Origin of the sequence: Nocardia sp. NPDC051570 (assembly GCF_044454005.1) — a bacterium.
In the GTDB taxonomy this organism is placed as follows: Bacteria; Actinomycetota; Actinomycetes; order Mycobacteriales; family Mycobacteriaceae; genus Nocardia.
On the sequence record NZ_JBITDI010000001.1, the window covers coordinates 749,457 to 767,779 of the forward strand.

Annotated in this window: 7 protein-coding genes (1 of these 7 only partly in view); 3 read left to right on the forward strand and 4 right to left on the reverse strand. The window is 66.3% G+C overall.

The window, feature by feature from the left end; genetic code table 11:
- A protein-coding gene (locus ACIA76_RS03290; protein ID WP_397147829.1) for an amino acid adenylation domain-containing protein crosses the window boundary here: on the reverse strand, window positions 1-10,743 show its 5' portion. 4,389 nt of this gene lie to the left of the window's left edge; only the first 10,743 of its 15,132 coding nucleotides appear in the window; its start codon is at window positions 10,741-10,743; its stop codon lies off the left edge, out of view.
- Window positions 10,744-11,277: 534 nt separating this feature from the next.
- Between ACIA76_RS03290 and ACIA76_RS03295 the strand changes: the two genes are divergently transcribed.
- Together ACIA76_RS03295 and ACIA76_RS03300 are read left to right on the forward strand one after the other, a co-directional pair.
- Window positions 11,278-13,269 (forward strand): AfsR/SARP family transcriptional regulator, encoded by a 1,992-nt coding sequence (locus tag ACIA76_RS03295; protein ID WP_397147831.1) that lies wholly within the window; start codon window positions 11,278-11,280, stop codon window positions 13,267-13,269.
- 335 nt (window positions 13,270-13,604) lie between these two features.
- Window positions 13,605-14,234, forward strand: coding sequence for a hypothetical protein (locus ACIA76_RS03300; RefSeq protein WP_397147833.1), 630 nt, complete (start codon window positions 13,605-13,607; stop codon window positions 14,232-14,234).
- A 7-nt stretch (window positions 14,235-14,241) separates the two neighbouring features.
- Here the strand turns inward: ACIA76_RS03300 and ACIA76_RS03305 are convergent, their stop codons facing one another.
- On the reverse strand, window positions 14,242-14,991 hold the full coding sequence (locus ACIA76_RS03305) for a 4'-phosphopantetheinyl transferase family protein (protein ID WP_397147835.1): 750 nt from the start codon (window positions 14,989-14,991) through the stop codon (window positions 14,242-14,244).
- The gene (locus ACIA76_RS03310) at window positions 14,988-15,944 is read right to left on the reverse strand and encodes an ATP-binding cassette domain-containing protein (protein ID WP_397147837.1); all 957 of its coding nucleotides are present in this window, start codon (window positions 15,942-15,944) and stop codon (window positions 14,988-14,990) included. Before ACIA76_RS03310 ends, ACIA76_RS03305 begins: the two co-directional genes overlap by 4 nt.
- Before the next feature lie 307 nt (window positions 15,945-16,251).
- On the opposite strand from ACIA76_RS03310, the gene ACIA76_RS03315 reads away from it, so the two are divergent.
- A complete protein-coding gene (locus ACIA76_RS03315) occupies window positions 16,252-16,953 on the forward strand; it encodes a BTAD domain-containing putative transcriptional regulator (protein ID WP_397147839.1) in 702 nt (233 codons plus the stop codon).
- Window positions 16,954-16,961: 8 nt separating this feature from the next.
- Here ACIA76_RS03315 and ACIA76_RS03320 read toward each other — a convergent pair whose 3' ends face one another.
- Window positions 16,962-18,269, reverse strand: coding sequence for a sensor histidine kinase (locus tag ACIA76_RS03320; protein WP_397147841.1), 1,308 nt, complete (start codon window positions 18,267-18,269; stop codon window positions 16,962-16,964).
- Window positions 18,270-18,323 lie beyond the last annotated feature (54 nt).

The following is an 18,323-nucleotide window of genomic DNA, read 5'->3' on the forward strand; positions in this document are numbered from 1 at the left end:
CAGTCGCCGCTGCGCGAACGATAACGGCACCACCTCGGGCCGCACCCGAGCCGACAGCGTCGGCCGCACCCGGATCCCGGCATCGAGCCGAGTCACCAACTGCGCCACCGTCGGAGCGTCGAATACCGTCCGGATCGGCACCTCGACCCCCAGCACCGCCCGAATCCGGCTGGCCAATCGGGTGGCCGACAGCGAATGTCCGCCGAGGGCGAAGAAGCTGTCGTCGACCCCGACCCGGTCGAGCCCGAGAACCTCGGCGAACAACTCGGCCAGCATCTGTTCCTGAATGGTCTCCGGTGCGCGATAGGCCATCGATGAGCCGAATTCCGGATCCGGCAAGGCCTGACGATCCAACTTCCCGCTCGCGGTCAATGGCACCGACTCGATCACCATCACCACCGCGGGCACCATGAACTCCGGCAGCCGATCGCTCACCCAGCGGCGCACATCGGCCGCCAGCAGGCCCGACTGGGGGTTGTTGGCGTAGGCGGTGGGATCATCCACGGGCGTGCGGGCGGCGTAGACGTCGGTCAGCGGGCGGCCCTGGGTGGTCGCGGTGTCGATGAAGACCGCATCCATCCGATCCGGCTGCGCGGACCAGGTGACCGCGGTGGTGTATCCGAGTCGCTGCCCGAGCGCGTGCAGATCCTCGGGCAGTACGGCCGCACCGGACCGCTCGGTAATGGTGTGCAGCATTCCCTCGAAGCCGACGCCGAGGGTGTCGGTGGTGCCGTCGGAATGGCCCGTCTGGATGCGGTGGGTGGCCTCGATCTCACCGATCAGTCCGGCGTGCGGGATGCCGGTGATGCGAATGCCGCTGGGATGTCGATCGTGCAGCAGTGCACGCAGCCAATCACGGTCGCGGAACGCGACTTTCGGCACATCGGCCACCGAGACCGGACGCACCGGCGACTTCCGCAGCACCACGTCGTAGCGGTACCTGGTCAACTCGTTGACCGAATAGCCGCGCTTGAGCTGGATATCGACGGCATCGAAACCCCCTGCCGCACCACGCAGACCCAGGAAGTACTCCGGCGCCAGCAACAGTTCCTGTTCGGCGGAGATATCCCGGCGCACGCGATCACCGACCGCGACCGGATCCTCGGTGCCGTGCCGCGCGATCTGCACCGCGGTGGCGAATTCCTCCAGCAGGGTCAGGTTGCGAACATCGCCGACGAATACCGCACCACCGGGGGCCAGCACCCGCCGCACCTGTTCGAGAACTCGGCGAAGGTACGCCTCGCCGGGGAAGTACTGGATCACCGAATTCAACACCACGGTGTCGAAATGGTTCTGCGGTAATCCGTCGATATCGTCGGCGGTGCGCACCGAGAGCGTGACCCGGTCGGCCCATCCCGCGTCGAGCTCACCCACCTGGTGTGCGAGCGCGGCGATCGTGGCGGCGGAGAAGTCCGTCGCCCAGTACTCCTCGCAGTGGGCGACCAACTGCGACAACAACAATCCCGATCCGACACCGATCTCGAGCACGCGCCGCGGAGCCAGTTCCCGGATGCGGTCGACGGTCGCGGTCTGCCACTCACGCATCTGCTCGACCGGAATCGGCTCGCCGGTGTAGCTGCTGTTCCAGCCGCCGAAATCCGCGCCGAATTCGGCCGTCGATCGGCTCCCGGCCGGGGCGTGCTCGGTACCGGAGTACAGGTCGTCGTATACCCGACGCCACTGCCCGACCAGCTCGTCCTCACCGACGACCGGGCCGGATCGGTCGGCGACCACATAGCCGACCAGCTGCTTGTCACCGGTATCGGTCTCCCGCGCTACCACTACCGCTCGGGAGACCGAGGGATGTTGAGCCAGAACCGTTTCCACCTCACCGGGTTCCACCCGGAAGCCCCGGATCTTGACCTGATCATCGGCGCGACCCACGAACTCCAACTGCCCACCGGTGTTCCAGCGGACCACATCGCCGGAGCGATACAGCCGGCCGCCCCGCGGATCGAACGGATCGGCCACGAACCGCGCCGCGGTCAACGCCGCCCGGCCGCGGTAGCCGCGCGCCAATTGCGCACCGGCGATATACAACTCACCGGCCACCCCGACCGGGACCGGCATCAGCCACGAATCCAGCACGAACACCCGGGTATTGGCCACCGGAACACCGATCGGCGCCACCCCATCCACCAGAGACTCCGGCACCGGTAGCGCCGTCGCGTTGACCGTCGCCTCGGTGGGGCCGTACAGGTTATCGATCCGAACACCGGCGCACCTGGCCCGCACCGCCTCGACCAGCCCGGCGGACAGCGTATCGGCGCCCGTATTGATCCGCGTCAGACCCTGGAAACAGTTGTCGGACACCGTCTCCGCATGGTCGACCAATGCCGATAACAACGGCGGTGTCGCGAACAGCATCGTCACCGACCGAGTCGCGATCAACCGCGTGATCTCGATCGGGTCCGAACGCTGTTCACCCGCGACGATCAATGTCGCGCCTCCGCACAGGGCGGGCCAGATCTCATAGGTCGAGGCATCGAATGCCACCGACGAATGCATCAGCACCCGATCCCCCGGACCCGCCGACCACGCCTGGGAGATGAGGTTCACCACGTTACGGTGCGTGATACCAACACCTTTCGGCACACCGGTCGAGCCGGAGGTGTAGATCACATAGGCCAGACTCTGCGGCCGCACCGTCACGACTCGATCCGAGCCACTCCGGCCCTCCGCATCGGCGATGTCGAAATGCGGTATGACGGTGTGGGGCAATACCTTCGCGGTCGCGGCGTCGGTCATGACGACGACCGGGGCGGCATCATCGAGGACGAATGTCAGCCGATCCGAGGGATACGCCGGATCGATCGGCAGATATCCAGCGCCCGCCTTCAATACCGATACCAGAGCCACCACCAGCTCCACCGAGCGCGGCAATGCCACCGCCACGACGGCGTCGGGACCGACTCCGCCCGAAATCAGGACCCGCGCAAGCACTTCGGCGCGCGTATCGAGCTCCGCATACGAGATCTCGTCGTCGCCGCATATCGCCGCGACCGCATCCGGCGTCCGTGCGACCTGTGCCTCGAACAACCCGATCAGGGTGATGTCCGGGACGTCGGAGGCGGTGTCGTTCCACCGATGCAGCACCAGTTCGCGTTCGGCGGCGCCGAGGATATCGATCGACCCGACCGGGGCGCCGGGTTCCGACACCACCAGCTCCAGCAATCGCACCAACCGACCCGCCATCACCTCGACCGTCGACCGATCGAACAGCTCGGTCGCGAACTCCACGAACCCACTCCACCCCTGACCGGCAGGAGCATCGGCGATATTGAAGAACAGGTCGAACCGCGCGGTCGCGGTGGACGCCGGATGCGGCTCGATCCGCACCCCCGACAACTCCAGCGTCGGCAGCGTGTTGTTCTGAAACGCCAACGACACCTGGAACAACGGATGATGCGCCGCCGAACGCACCGGATTCAGCAACTCCACCAACAACTCGAACGGAACATCCTGATTCTCGTACGCCGCCAACGCTTTCGCCCTGACCTGCCCCAGAATCTCGGCGAACGACGCACCCGCAACGACTCCGGTCCGCAACACCCAGGTGTTGACGAAGAACCCCACCAGATCGGCCAACGCCTCATCCGTGCGACCCGCGATCGGCGAACCGATCGGAATATCCTCTCCGGCACCAAGTTTGAACAACAACACCGCCAACGCCGACTGCAACACCATCGACACCGTCGCACCCTCACGAGCGGCCAACCGCTCCACCGCGACCCGCGTCCGGCGATCGATCTCGAACACCGCCATATCGCCCCGATAACTGGCCACCCGCGGCCGCGGCCGATCGGTAGGCAACCGCAACTGCTCCGGCAGCCCCTCGAGCTCCGCACGCCAGTACTCGAACTGCCGAGACAACACGCTGTCCGGATCGGTCGGCGACCCCAGGAACTCCCGCTGCCACAGCGTGTAATCCACATACTGCACCGGCAACGGCGTCCACCCCGGCGCCCGGCCCTCGACTCGCGCCGCGTACGCCACCGACAGATCCCCCAGCAGCGGCGTCAACGACCAGCCGTCACCGGCGATGTGATGGATCAACAATACGAGCACACACTCATCGGTGCCGTGGCGAAAGACGGTGGCGCGCAGGGGAATCTGCGACGACAGATCGAATCCGTACCGAACGGCCGCGGTCACCGCCGCATCCAGCCCGGCGGAATCCACCGCGACGACGGGCATCTCGATACCCTCGGCATCGAGCACCCGCTGGGCGGGCACACCCTCGGCGTCGACGAAGATCGTGCGCAGACTCTCGTGCCGCGCGACGACATCACCGATCGCGGCCCCCAAAGCCCGCACATCCGCCCCGCGCAGCCGCACCGCCAACGCCATGTTGTACGTGGCGGCGGGCCCCTCCAGCCGATGGATGAACCACAGTCGGCGCTGTGCGTACGACAGCGGAACGATCCGCGGCCGTGGCCGGACCCGCAGCGGCGGACGCATCCGAACACCCGTATCCAGCCGAGTCACCAACTGCGCCACCGTCGGAGCGTCGAATACCGTCCGGATCGGCACCTCGACGCCCAGCGTCGCCCGAATCCGGCTGGCCAGCCGGGTGGCCAGCAACGAATGCCCGCCGAGGGCGAAGAAACTGTCGTCGATGCCGACCCGATCGAGTCCGAGGATCTCGGCGAACAGTTCGGCCACCCGCTGTTCCTGGATGGTCTCCGGTGCGCGGTAGGCGGCCGGCGAGATGAACTCCGGATCCGGCAATGCCCCACGATCGAGTTTCCCGTTGGCGTTCAACGGCATCGACTCGATCACCATCACCGCCGACGGCACCATGAACTCGGGCAATCGCTCGGCGGCGAACCCGCGCACCTGGGCACCGTCGAGTTCGGCGGTGGTTCGGTCGGGGATCACATAACCGATCAGCTGCTTGCCACCACTCTCGGCGTCACGTGCCACCACGATCGCCCGCGAGACCGACGGATGCCGAGCCAGAACGCTTTCCACCTCGCCCGGCTCGACCCGGAAGCCACGGATCTTCACCTGATCATCGACACGACCCACGAACTCCAACTGCCCGTGCGCATTCCAGCGCACCACATCACCCGTGCGATACAACCGGTCAGCGGGATCGAACGGGTCGGCCACGAACCGCATCGCGGTCAGCCCCGCCCGGCCGTGATACCCCCGCGCCACCTGCGCACCGCCGATATACAACTCACCGGCCGCCCCGACCGGCACCGGCGCCAACCCCGAATCCAGCACGAACACACGAACATCGGCCAACGCACACCCGATGGGTACCGGGGCATCGCCGTCGGATCCGGCATCGGCCGCGAACATCGTGGCGAATACCGTGGTCTCCGTCGGCCCGTACCCGTTGACCACCTCCGCGAAGGTCCGCACCCGGCGCACCATCGCCGAGGTGAGTTCGGCGCCACCGGCGATCACCTGGGTCAGGCTCTGGAAGGGGTTGCCGGGCAACGTCTCCACCAGATCGAGCAGAACCGACAGCAATGCCGGTGTCGAAAACATCGTGGTCACCGAGCGGGCCGCGACCAGCCGGGTGATCTCGGCCGGATCCGACCGCTGCTCGGTGGCCACAACCACCGCGCCGCCGCCGGTCAGCGCGGGCCAGATCTCGTAGGTCGAGGCATCGAAGGCGATCGAGGAGTGCACCAGTACCCGCTCGCCGGGGCCGGTCGACCAGGACTGAGAGATCAGGCCCAGCACGTTGCGGTGGGTGATACCCACGCCTTTCGGCACACCGGTGGAGCCCGAGGTGTACATCGCGTACGCCAGATTCTGCGGTCGCGCGGCGACGGCCCGGTCGCGACCGCTGTCGCCCGCGTCGTGGTAGAGGTGCGGTATCGCGCTGTGGGGCAGGATCTTCGCGACGACAGCGTCGGTCACGACAACCACCGGCGCGGCGTCGGCGAGGATGAATGCCAGTCGATCCGAGGGATAGGCCGGATCGATCGGCAGATACGCACCCGCGGCCTTCCACACCGCCAGCAACGCCACGATCAACTCCACCGACCGTGTCAACGCCACCGCCACGAGGGTGTCCGGACCCACACCACGCGATATCAACACCCGCGCCAGCCGCTCGGCCCGGCGATCGAGCTCCCGATACGACACCGCCGCGGTCCCGCAGAACACGGCGACCGCATCCGGGGTCCGGGCGACCTGCTGCTCGAACAGTCCGATGACGGTGGCATCGGGGACTTCGACGGCCGGGGGGTTCCACCGACGCAACACCAGGTCGCGTTCGTCGGCGCCGAGGATATCGATCGACCCCACCGGAATATCCGGATCGGATACGACCTTCCGCAGAATCCGCGTCAACCGCCCGGCCATGGCCTCGACCGTGGACCGATCGAACAGATCGGTGGCGTATTCGACGAATCCCTCCCATCCGGCGGTGGCCGGGGCATCTCCGATATTGAAGGTCAGGTCGAATCGCGAGGTGATGCTGGTCGGCGCGCGGGGCTCGACCTCGACTCCCGGCAGTTCCAGCGTGGCCAGGGTGTTGTCCTGGAAGCTCAGCAGGACCTGGAACAGCGGGTGATGTGCCGCGGAACGGGGCGGATTGAGCAGCTCCACCAGCAACTCGAACGGCGCGTCCTGATTCTCGTACGCCGCCAAGGCCTTCGCCCGGACCTGCCCCAGCATCTCGACGAAAGACGCCGCCGGAGCGACGGTCGCGCGCAACACCCAGGTATTGACGAAGAATCCGACCAATTCGGTCAACGCCTCATCGGTACGCCCCGCGATCGGCGATCCGATCGGAATATCGGCCCCCGCACCGAGTTTGAACAGCAGCACCGCCAAGGCCGACTGCAACACCATCGACACCGTCGCGCCCTCCCGGACCGCCAACCGCTCCACCGCGATTCGCGTCTCGGGATCGATGCCGAACAACACCATGTCCCCGCGATAGCCGGCCACCCGCGGCCGCGGCCGATCGGTCGGTAGCCTCAGCCGCTCCGGCAACCCGTCCAGCGCACCCCGCCAGTACTCGAACTGCCTCGCCAGCACGCTTCCCGGATCGGTGGACGAGCCCAGCAGCTCCCGCTGCCACAGCGTGTAATCCACGTACTGCACCGGCAGCGGTCCCCACCCCGGCGCTCGACCCTCGCGGCGAGCCACATAGGCCACCGACAGATCCCGCAGCAATGCCGCGGCCGCCAGGCCGTCACCGGCGATGTGATGAATCAGCAACACCAGCACGCAGTCATCGGGACCGGGCCGGAACACCTCGGCCCGGATCGGAATCTCCGACGACAGGTCGAATCGGTACCGCGTCGCCCCGGCGACCGCCGCATCCATCCGCGCGGGATCGACGTCGATCACCGTCACCGGCGCCTCGACCTGCCCGGCCGCGAGCACCCGCTGCGCCGGAACACCGTCGACCTCGACGAAGATCGTGCGCAGAGTCTCATGCCGCGCAACCACATCGCCGACCGCGCCAGCGAACGCCGACGTATCGAACGCACCCGTCAACCGCGCGACCATCGGGATGTTGTAGGTGGCGGACGGTCCCTCCAGGCGATGGATGAACCACAGCCGCCGCTGCCCGAACGACAGCGGCACCGGCTCCGGCCGCTCCCGCGCCGACAGCCGCGGACGCATCCGGACCTCGATGTCGAGCCGAGTCACCAACTGCGCCACCGTCGGAGCGTCGAATACCGCCCGGATCGGCACCTCGATCCCCAGCACTCCCCGAATTCGGCCGATCAGGCGAGTAGCCGACAGCGAATGACCACCCAACTCGAAGAAACTGTCCGCCACCCCCACCCGGTCCCGTCCGAGAACCTCGCCGAACAACTCGGCCAGCAACTGTTCCGGGGCCGTCCGTGGCGCCCGATATGCCACCGATGATCCGAACTCCGGAGCCGGCAGCGCCCGGCGATCCACTTTCCCGTTCGCGGTCAACGGCACCGATTCGATCACCATCACCAGCGCCGGGATCATGAACTCCGGCAACCGCTCGGAAACGAACCGGCGCACCTGTCCGCCATCGACCGGTTCGCCTCGATCCGCGACGATGTATCCGATCAACTGCTTATCACCCTCGGCGCCGGAATCGCGCGCCACCACCACGGCCTGCGTTACCGAAGGATGTTGAGCCAGTGCGCTTTCCACCTCGCCGAGTTCGACCCGGAAGCCACGGATCTTCACCTGATCATCGGCGCGGCCCACGAACTCCAACTGGCCCGCCGTGTTCCACCGCACCACATCACCGGTGCGATACAACCGACCGCCCGCCGGATCGAACGGATCGGCCACAAACCGCGCCGCGGTCAACCCCGCCCGCCCCCGATAACCTCGCGCCAATTGCGCACCGGCGACATACAACTCACCCGCCACGCCCACCGGAACCGGCGCCAACCACGAATCCAGGACGAACACCCGGACATTCCCCAGCGGAGACCCGATCGGACTGCCACCGCGGGTGTGCCGCGCCACCGGCAGATCCAGCTTCGTGACATGCACCGTGGTTTCGGTGATCCCGTACATGTTCACCAGAACCGGACCGCCGTCACGGCCGGACGAATACCACGGCCGCAGGTGCGTCGGTGTCAGCGCCTCCCCGCCGAATATCACCATGCGCAGGGCCGAATCGGTATCGCCGCTCGCCGACCGCGCCTGCGCCAATTCCCGGAAGGCGGACGGAGTTTGATTCAGCACCGTCACTCCCGCACCGACCACCAGATCCCAGAGCCGCGCGGGCGTACGCACCACATCCCACGGCACGACCACGACCCGGCCGCCGTGCAGCAGCGCACCCCAGATCTCCCAGACGGAGAAGTCGAATGCCTGGGAATGACACCAGGCCCAGACATCACCGGAGCCGAATTCGCACCAGCGAGCGGTGCTTTGAAACAGCGACACCACATTGCGGTGGGTGACGGCGACGCCCTTCGGTGTACCGGTGGAACCGGAGGTGTAGATCAGATACGCGAGATTGCCGGGCCGCGGCGAGGCGGGCGGCGCGATACCGGACGGCTCCGCCTCCGCCTCCTCGACGAATACCAGGGGAATTCCGATATTCGGCAGCGTTGCCGCGGTGGCGGCGCCGGTGAGGACAGCCAGCGGTGCGGCATCGGCGAGGATGAACGCCAGCCGGTCGAGGGGATAGGCCGGATCGATCGGCAGATACGCGCCACCAGCCTTCAGCACCGCCAGGATCGAGACGATCAGCTCGACCGATCTCGGCAGCGCCACCGCGACCACGGCATCCGGACCCACCCCGCGCGAAATCAGCGCCCGCGCAACACGTTCCGCCCGCAGATCCAGCTGCCGATACGAGAGCGCGACGCCCTCGCACACCACCGCGACCGAGTCCGGCCGGTGGCGCACCTGGTCGGTGAACAACCCCACCAGGGTCGCCTCCGGATCGGTGGGCACCGCCGTCTCGTTCCATGTCCGGGTCACCAGTCGACGGTCGGCGCCGAGGATATCGACGGTCCCGACAGGCACCTCGGGGTCGGCTGTCGCCTGTCGCAGATACCGCGCGATCGAGGCGAGATAGCCGCGAAGATCGTCGTCGGTATAGAGCTGCGAATCCCCCTCTATCCGCAGATATCCGCCACGGATCGACTGCCTCTCGTAGTGGAAGACGATCGACAGATCCCCGCTGTTGCCCGCCGAATAGAGCTGGAGGTCGGCCCTGCCGCCCGTCATCCGCAAGGCGCCGAAGAACGACATCACGTTGATCACCGGCCCGAACGGGCTACCGTGGGAGTTCGGCATCTTCCGGTCTCGCCGAATCTCCGACATCCCGTATCGGAAGTGCCCCTTGGCGTTCGAGACGTTCTCGCCGATTCGATGGGCCAACTCCGCCAGCGACAGGCCTCGGCCCGAATTGATCGGCAGGGGAACGGTATCCGAGAGTTGACACGGCGTGCTGCCCGCGATGCCGCCACGATTCGATACCGGCAGCTGTACGCAGAATTCGTCTCGTAACGCATAGCGCTGGATCGCGGCCGCCACAGCGGACATCACAAGGTAAGGCAGCCGGACGCCGATCGATCGCGCCGAATCCATCAGTGCGGCCAACTCCGCGCTCGAAAAGCCGCGCGTGCACCCGATTCGACCCGGCGGCTCGGCATCATCGGCGCTACCGGGCAGTCGCAGCGGCTCGATTCCGGCCGGAATGTGCCGACTCCAGAATTCGCGATCGACCGCCTGCCGGTCAAGCCGATACGATCGATCATCGTCGATGATGTCGTCGACAGAGACGAATCCGGAAGGCTCGATGGGACTTCCGGCCACCAGCGCACAATAGACATCGAGAACTCGCTGAGCCCAGGCGGCGACGCCCACACCGTCCATGATGATGTGGTGGAAACACATCGACAGGAAGTAGTGATTGTCACCGACCTCGAGCAGCGCGACTCGCAACAGCGGATCCAGTGCCAGATCGAAGGCCGAATCATGTTCTCGGGACATATAATCGAAAGCGGCCGATACCGGATCCACATTCGCGGTGAGATCCACATGCACCGGCGTCCAATCCCCGGCGTCACGCTCGACCATCATCGGCCCGTCGGCGCCGCGAAGGAAGTTGACCCGCAACGCTTCCGACTCCGCGAACACCCGTTTCAGAGCGGCGTCGACATCGCCTGGATGCAGTTCGGCGTGTACATCGATGTACGCAATACAATTGTTGGGGATATCGGACAGCTCATGGGCTATCCACAGCTCTTTCTGAATCGAAGTCAAAGTGCGCAGCGGTGTGTTACCGGATTGCATGGCAAACTTCCTCATCTATCACCTTTGCCAGGCGGAATCCACGGAGGCCTCGGCATTGACCCGCCCGTAGATCTCGACGTACTCGGCGATGGCGGCCCCGGCACGCGCATCGCGGGACAGCAGCTCCGTGGGCTCCACTCCCCGGTGCACTTGCGAATGTGCTTGCGCCGGCGGGGATCCGCGGCGCCCCTGGTCGATCGCTGCCGCGCGCCCCGAAATCCTCTGGGCGACAGCCCCGTCCGCAGCCCCCGGCAACACGGCGAAGTGTCGATTACGCTGGTGCACAGCACGATCGAGCCTACATTTGAACGGCTGACCACAATCGGATGAACTGTTCTGAACCAGAGGCGTTTTCGATTGAACCAGAAATCGCGGCCCCCGAATCATGTCACAGCACACTTGATCAGGATGTCCCAGCCTGCATAACTCCGGCTGTACTTGCGCGCAAATGGCTGGTCACGCAAGGAGACCGGGCGTTCCCGGGTGGGACGAGACTCGTGCGGCCTATGCTCATTACTGGGCAGCACATGGTTCAGGAGGGCTTTGTCCATGGCGCAACCACAGATCAGATACGGCGTGCTCGGTTCGTTCACGGCATGGCGCGATGACCGCGAAATCGAGTTGGGCCCAGCGAAACAACAAGCGGTACTCGTAGCGCTGCTGCTGGAGATGAACCGGCCGGTAACAGTGAATGCCATCATCGACGGGGTCTGGGGCGAACACCCACCGGGTGACGCGCGCAATGGCGTACAGACCTACGTCAGCCGTCTTCGCCGGGCCCTGGCGCTGCGCCGCGTGTGTAATGTCTCGGAATCCGCTCTGGTGTGGTCGGAGACGGGATATGTGCTACACGGTGACCCATCATTATTGGATTATGTCGCCTTCAATCGGCGTGTCGCGGATGCCGAACAGTGCCGGCACGACAGCGATCTCGCCGCAGCGGCCGCACATATCGATGCCGCCTTGGCACTGTGGCGGGGTGAACCATTCAGCGGCCTGGCCGGACCCATCGTCGAGGCCGAACGCCGTAGACTGCAGGAGCGATATCTGACGGCGCTCGAGCACCGCGCCGCAATCACACTCGCCCGCGGCCGATACGCCGAGGCAATCGCCGAACTCGCTCCCCTGGTCGCGTCCTACCCACTGCAGGAACGATTCCGGACGCTGCTGATGCTCGGTCTCTACCACGGCGGCCGCCAGGCCGAGGCATTGATGGTCTTCCAGGACGCCCAGCGCCGCCTGGCCGACGAAGTGGGTATCGAGCCGGGACGTGAACTGCGCGAACTGCATCGGCGGATCCTGCGCGATGAGATCGAACCGCCGTTCGACGCGGCCTCGATGGTACCTACCGGTCGCCATGAATCCGCCCCTGGCGGAGACGATTTCATCGACCACGAGTCGTCCGACCCGCCCGTCCAGGCGGCCGAGATACGGGCGGAGGTGTTGCCGAGCCGCAACCAGCTGCCCGGCGATATCGCGGACTTCACCGGTCGCGCAGCCGAATTGCGCCGTCTGCTCGCCGATATACCGCCGAAGACGGCGCATTTGACCGTCTCGATCGCGGCCATCGACGGTATGGCCGGAGTCGGTAAGACAACGTTGGCGATTCATGCGGCCCATCGGCTCGGCGGCCGCTATCCCGACGCCCAGCTCTACATCGATCTGCACGGATACGCCGCCCACGGCGGGCCGCTGGACCCGATGACGGCGCTGGACAAGCTGTTACGCGCCGTCGGAGTGCCGGGTGAGTCGATACCGCCGGATCTGGACGCCCGGGCGGCGCTGTGGCGCACCAGGATCGCGTCCCGTTCGGTGCTGCTCGTCCTGGACAACGCGGCCGACGCCGATCAGGTCCGGCCGCTGCTCCCCGGCACCTCCGACTGTCTGGTCCTGATCACCAGCCGGCGCCGGCTCGTCGAACTGGAAGTCTCCCGGACCCTGTCCCTGGACGTGCTCTCCCGCGAGGAGGCCACGGCGCTGTTCACCACCATCGTCAACGACAATCGCGTGCTCGCGCAGCCCCGCGCGGTCGAGGAGACGGTTCGGCTGTGTGGCTATCTGCCGCTGGCGATCCGCATCGCGGCCGGGCGACTGCGTGCGCGGCCGGTCTGGCCCATCGATCGATTGACCAAGCGGCTGCGCCACCCCGGCCACCGGCTCGAGCATCTGTCCGCGGGATCGCGCAGCGTCTCCGCCGCGCTCACCGCCAGCTTTCAAGACCTGCCAGCCGATCAGCAACGCGTATTCCGGCTGCTCGGATTGCATCCGGGCCGCGACTTCGACACCTACGCCACCGCCGCGCTGGCCGATATCTCGGTCGACACCGCCGAGCGGATCCTCGAGGCCCTCGTCGACGTCCATCTGCTGGAACAGGTTGTGCCCGAGCGTTATCGGTTCCACAACCTGGTCAGGGATTACGCCGCCATGCTGATCCAGCCCCGCGACGCCGACTGCGGCGCGGCATTGACCCGGCTGTTCGACTACTACCGGTATGCCGCTCGGTGCGACAGTACGGGGCCGTGTCCGTTGTGGGGGATATGAGCGGTTATTCGATATCCAGCACGCGCTTTACGCAGTTAAGGCCCGACTTACATGTCGTACGCGCACATCATGTACCCAGTACAGTCGAGCGTGCCGATCCCTGCGTGTGGGCTTGATATCAGCCGACATTCAGAGTTCGGCAGAAGGTTCATCCGGAGTGCACACGGAGGTTTCTGCCCTATGCCGACTGCCGCCGATCGTCTGGGACGCTCGGCGAAGCCAACCAGATCAAAACAGCTGGGACAGTTGGCAAATCACGGGCTGGATATAGCCTGATCCCGACTGTCGTATCGGCACATCGAGACAGTCGCAGCTCCCGAAGGATCGTCAACCACATGCTCAAGCGAATCGCCGCGCTCATCACGGCCACCGCCGTCATCTGGTCCCTGGCCGCCACCGCCGAACCGGCGGCGGCCGGGCCGGTCACCTGCGCGGGCTCATGGTCGCTCGGCGTCGGCGGCTTCACCTTCGGATCGTTCGGGGGCGGCCGCCAGGATTCGCGATACATGGTGGCCGATCAGCACATCGAATACAACACGTTTCGGCCGATGTCCGGGGTGGGTGAGATCAACCGCCAGTTCTGGCTGCACAGGCGCGCCTGCCCCGACGACCACATCAAACTGATCGGCCACTCCGAAGGCGCCGGATTGGTCCATGCCTGGGTGAGCGCGCACCAGCGAGTCCGCAATGCCGACGCCGTTCTGGTGGCCGATCCGAAGCGCTCCCCCGGCCCCGGCGGCCCCGGCCTGGCCGCCACCATGATCACATTCCTCGTCGGCGAGCCATTGGTGGGCACCGACGCGAACTTCGGTGCCTTCCCGGTCCTTTCGGTCTGCAACCGTGACGACGTCATCTGCAATATCAACGCGGGCTGGACCGGCTACCTGATCCGAAACGCACACGGGGCCTACCACCTGGACGCGGCCCACTACCCGGACGACGCGTCAGGCACCTGGTTCCACTGAACGATGATCACGCGACGAGCGAACAGGGGTCGCCGACGACACGCTCCGTCACGGCGATTCTCCCGCCGCCCCCGATGGCGAGGGCGGCCGCATATCCCGGCCCCGGATACAGAGTCGCCAGAGTGAATGCCGATTCCGCGAATTCCCCATTCCACTCGACCAATCCGGCCGACTGCTCGGGTCCGGTTACCGTGATCTGCGGCATAGGCGAATCGAGCCCGCGGCCGACAGCCTTGAGCAACGCCTCTTTCCGAGTCCAGTACCGGTAGTAGGCGTGCATCCGTTCTTCCGGGGCGATCGTTTCGAACTCCGAGATCTCCGCGGAGGAGAGCACGCGCGGTGCGAGCCGCTCGAAATCCCGGACGACGATTCGCTCGACGTCCACACCCGTCTCCACGCCCTCGGCCATGCAGAAGACGACGCGGTCCCCCGAATGCGACAGCGAGAAGTTCACGGGAATTCCCGGTGCACAAGGCTTTCCGTGCGGTCCACCGCAGTGCCGGCACCGCGACTCGAAGCGCAGCTCCCGCGGTGGGATTCCGAGGTGCCGGCCGATCGTCGTCTTGGCGAGCGCGCGGCCGGTCACGAATCTCGCCCGATCCTCGGGATGGACGAGTCGCGCGTACCGCGCGCGTTCATCCTCGTCCAGCAGTGCGCGAAGGCGCTCGTCGTCGACCGGCCGGGACCACAGCACCAGACAGTCGATCTCCGCGTCCTCGGCGCCGCGATATTCGAGATCGGTTCGGCGCCGGCTCATGTGGTCAACCGCAGGAACGCGTCGTCGAGCGACGGGATGCGATGGGCGAAGTCGACGACCTCGACACCCGCCTCGTGCAGGGCCGCCGCGGCCGCCGCGGTGCCCGCCAGCCCGTCGTCCAGCTGGATGCTGAGCACTCCCTTACGATCGTCGGTGGTCACTTCGCCGACCGACAGCGCGCTCAAGACGGACAGCGCGACGGGCACGGCGGCCGGATCGGCGACCGCGATCTGCAGGCGCTCCCAGCCCACTCCGCGCTTGAGCTCGTCCGCGGTGCCCTCGGCGACCATCCGGCCGGAGGCGATCACGCAGATCCGGTCGGCCAGCATATCCGCCTCCTCCAGATACTGCGTCGTCAGCAGGACCGTGACACCGTCGGCCACCAGCTCTGTGACCATGTCCCAGAGGCGAAGCCGGCTGGCCGGATCGAGACCGGTCGTCGGCTCGTCGAGGAAGATGACCTCCGGATCGCCCACCAGGGTGCTGGCCAGATCCAGACGCCGCCGCATACCACCGGAATAGGTCCGCAGCGGTCGTGCCGCGGCATCGGTCAGATCGAAACGCTCCAGTAGCTCGTCGGCCCTGGCCCGAGCTGCCCGCCGACCCAGATGGTGCAGCCGGCCGATGAGAGTCAGATTCTCCCGGCCGGTCAGCTCCTCGTCGACCGCGGCGTACTGGCCCGACAGCCCGATCCGCCGCCGCACCTCGCCGGGCTGGGCGCCGACATCGAAACCGGCCACGGTCGCCCGGCCGCCGTCGGCCCGGAGCAGGGTGCTCAGGATGCGCACCATGGTGGTCTTGCCCGCGCCATTGGGGCCGAGAAGGCCGAGAACCGTGCCCGGACGGACGTGTAAGTCGATGCCGTGCAGCACCTCTCGGCCCTGGTAAGTCTTGCGGATACCGTATGCCTCGATCGCCGCCGCCACTGGCTCGGACCTCGACGGACTGCTCATTGATCCATCCTCGACCGCCGCGCTGCCCGGGCACTGATATCGGGCTGACGAACGACTGACCGCCGCAGCATGTCCGTTTCTGAAATCCGTTGTGGTTCTTCACATACCGAGGTCGTTATCATATGGAATGATGCCTGTGGGGTTGCCTTGCCGAGACGAAGCCGATGCAGAAGATCCTGCGATGGCCTTGCGTGACAGGCGATAGAGAGCACCCACAGAGGGGAGAAGTATCGTGTATATCGAGTTACTCGGAACTGTCACACTCAGTGCGAGTACCGGTATCAGGCGTCGGATTCAGGCAAGCAAGGTGCGCACCCTCCTTGCGGTACTGGCTCTCGAGGCGGGGCATGCGATTTCGAGAGACGACCTCATCGAGGAATTGTGGGCCGGCGGGGCTCCGGGGAATGCCCGCAACGCGCTCCAGGCGAATGTCAGCAGACTGCGGCGCGTGTTCGCGGAAGCCGGGGAACCCTCCGACGCCATCGTATTGCGCTCGGTCGACAATGGTTACCTCCTCGAGGTGCCGCGCGACTCCATCGACTGCAACAGGTTTCTTACTCTCGCCGCGCGCGGCGCCGCCCTGCTCCACACCGATCCGCTGCGAGCGCTGGCCGTGCTCCAGGAAGCGCTGCAACTATGGCACGGACCGGCATTGCTCGACACCCACGGCGGACTACGATGTCAGAGTGCCACGGCCCTGCTCGACGAGCGGCGACTCGGTGTCTGGGCGAACGTCATCAACGCCTTGCTCGCCACCGGCGAGGAGCATCAGGCGGTTGCCGAGCTGCGCAGACTCGTGACACACCATCCGCTCAACGAGCAGTTCCACGAACAACTGATGCTCGCGCTGTATCGCGTCGGCCGGCAGAGCGATGCGCTCGATCAGTTCCACCAGTTGCGTACCAAGCTGGACGAGGAACTCGGGCTCGCTCCCGCCGAACGGCTCAAGAAGCTCTACTCCGAAATCCTCACCCAGAGCCACAGTCTGCTGCTCCTACGCCCGGCGTGATCCGGCCACTAGCCTGTCGTCCTACCGACGTCGGCCGGATCGAGGGTGATCTCGATCGCGGCCGTGGTAGGGCCGCCGATCGGGCTGGTGAGGGTCAGCCGCCCGTCGAAGGCGGCCAGCCGACGGCGAATGCCCTGCAGGCCACTGCCCTTGGCGGCATCGGCGCCGCCGGTCCCGTTGTCGTGCACCACCGCGTGCAGCGTCTGCTCACTCATCCAGATGACGACCTCCACGGTGGTGGCGCCGGCATGTTTGGTCGCATTGGTGAGCAATTCGGCGATCGCGAAGTAGGCGGCGGACTCGATCGGGGCGGGGAGCCGCTCCGGGAGGAAGCCGATGACCTGAACCGGCGTCGGCAGTTCCAGGGCGAGCGTGCGCACGGCATCGAACAGGCCGCGATCGGCGAGTACGGGCGGATGCACCCCGTGCACGAGATCGCGCAGCTCGTTGAGGGCCTTGATCGAGGAGTCCTTGGCCTCGGCGAGCAGGCCGCGCGCGGCATCGGGATGCTGATCGATCAGCGACTGCGCGGTCGACAGTGTCATGCCCAGAGCGACCAGCCTGGCCTGGGCGCCGTCGTGGAGATCGCGTTCGATCCTGCGTAATTCGTTGGCCTGCATCCGCATCGCGTCGGCCCGGGAATCGGTGAGCTGATCGACTCGAGTGGCCAGCGCCGACCGCGTGGCGCCCAGGATGAGCCGTACCCATTCGCCGTGCACCCGCAGCAGCAGGCGGGGCAGGACGAACAGTCCCAGCAGAAGTTCGACCGCGCCGAGTCCCGCCGCCAGGTTCGCGGCGAACTGACTGTTGAGCGGGATGAACTCGTACCAGGAATTACTCCAGCCCCAGTCCTCGGTGATCGTGCGCCACAGGAAGGGCATCAGGAGTCCCCACATGCCGTGCACGACAAAGACGACGGGCAACAGCGCCATGATCGGTCCGATATACGGATTGATCAACACCCACAGCACATCGCGCCAGGTCGCGCTGTCGGTCAGCATCCGGGCCGCCCGGCGCAGGGGCCGCTGCGGGGTCTGCGACTCCGGAAGGTAGGCGGCCTCGACCGGGACCCCGCACCAGGAGCGCGCCAGCCGGCGCTGCACCTGCGCCTCTCGGCGCGTCGCGTCCAACATACTGGGCACCAAGGGAATCCCGAGCCCGAGGCAGCAGCACAGCGACACCACGGCGATCACCCATGCGGACAGCAACGCCTCGACGATGCCGAGCCCGGCCAGTCCGAAACCCCGCACCAGCAGGGCCGGCCCTTCCAGAAATCCGCGACGCTTCCGCCGCATCGCACCGTCGTGCGTGACCATCCGGCACCCTTCTTCTTTCCATCTGGATTCTTCTGTGCCACAACTACTATCTCG

Bases quoted from the DNA above. Each gene is read 5' to 3' on its own strand.
- ACIA76_RS03295 (WP_397147831.1), top strand. From the start codon at position 11,278: ATGGCGCAACCACAGATCAGATACGGCGTGCTCGGTTCGTTCACGGCA.
- ACIA76_RS03300 (WP_397147833.1), top strand. From the start codon at position 13,605: ATGCTCAAGCGAATCGCCGCGCTCATCACGGCCACCGCCGTCATCTGG.
- ACIA76_RS03305 (WP_397147835.1), bottom strand. From the start codon at position 14,991: ATGAGCCGGCGCCGAACCGATCTCGAATATCGCGGCGCCGAGGACGCG.
- ACIA76_RS03310 (WP_397147837.1), bottom strand. From the start codon at position 15,944: ATGAGCAGTCCGTCGAGGTCCGAGCCAGTGGCGGCGGCGATCGAGGCA.
- ACIA76_RS03320 (WP_397147841.1), bottom strand. From the start codon at position 18,269: ATGGTCACGCACGACGGTGCGATGCGGCGGAAGCGTCGCGGATTTCTG.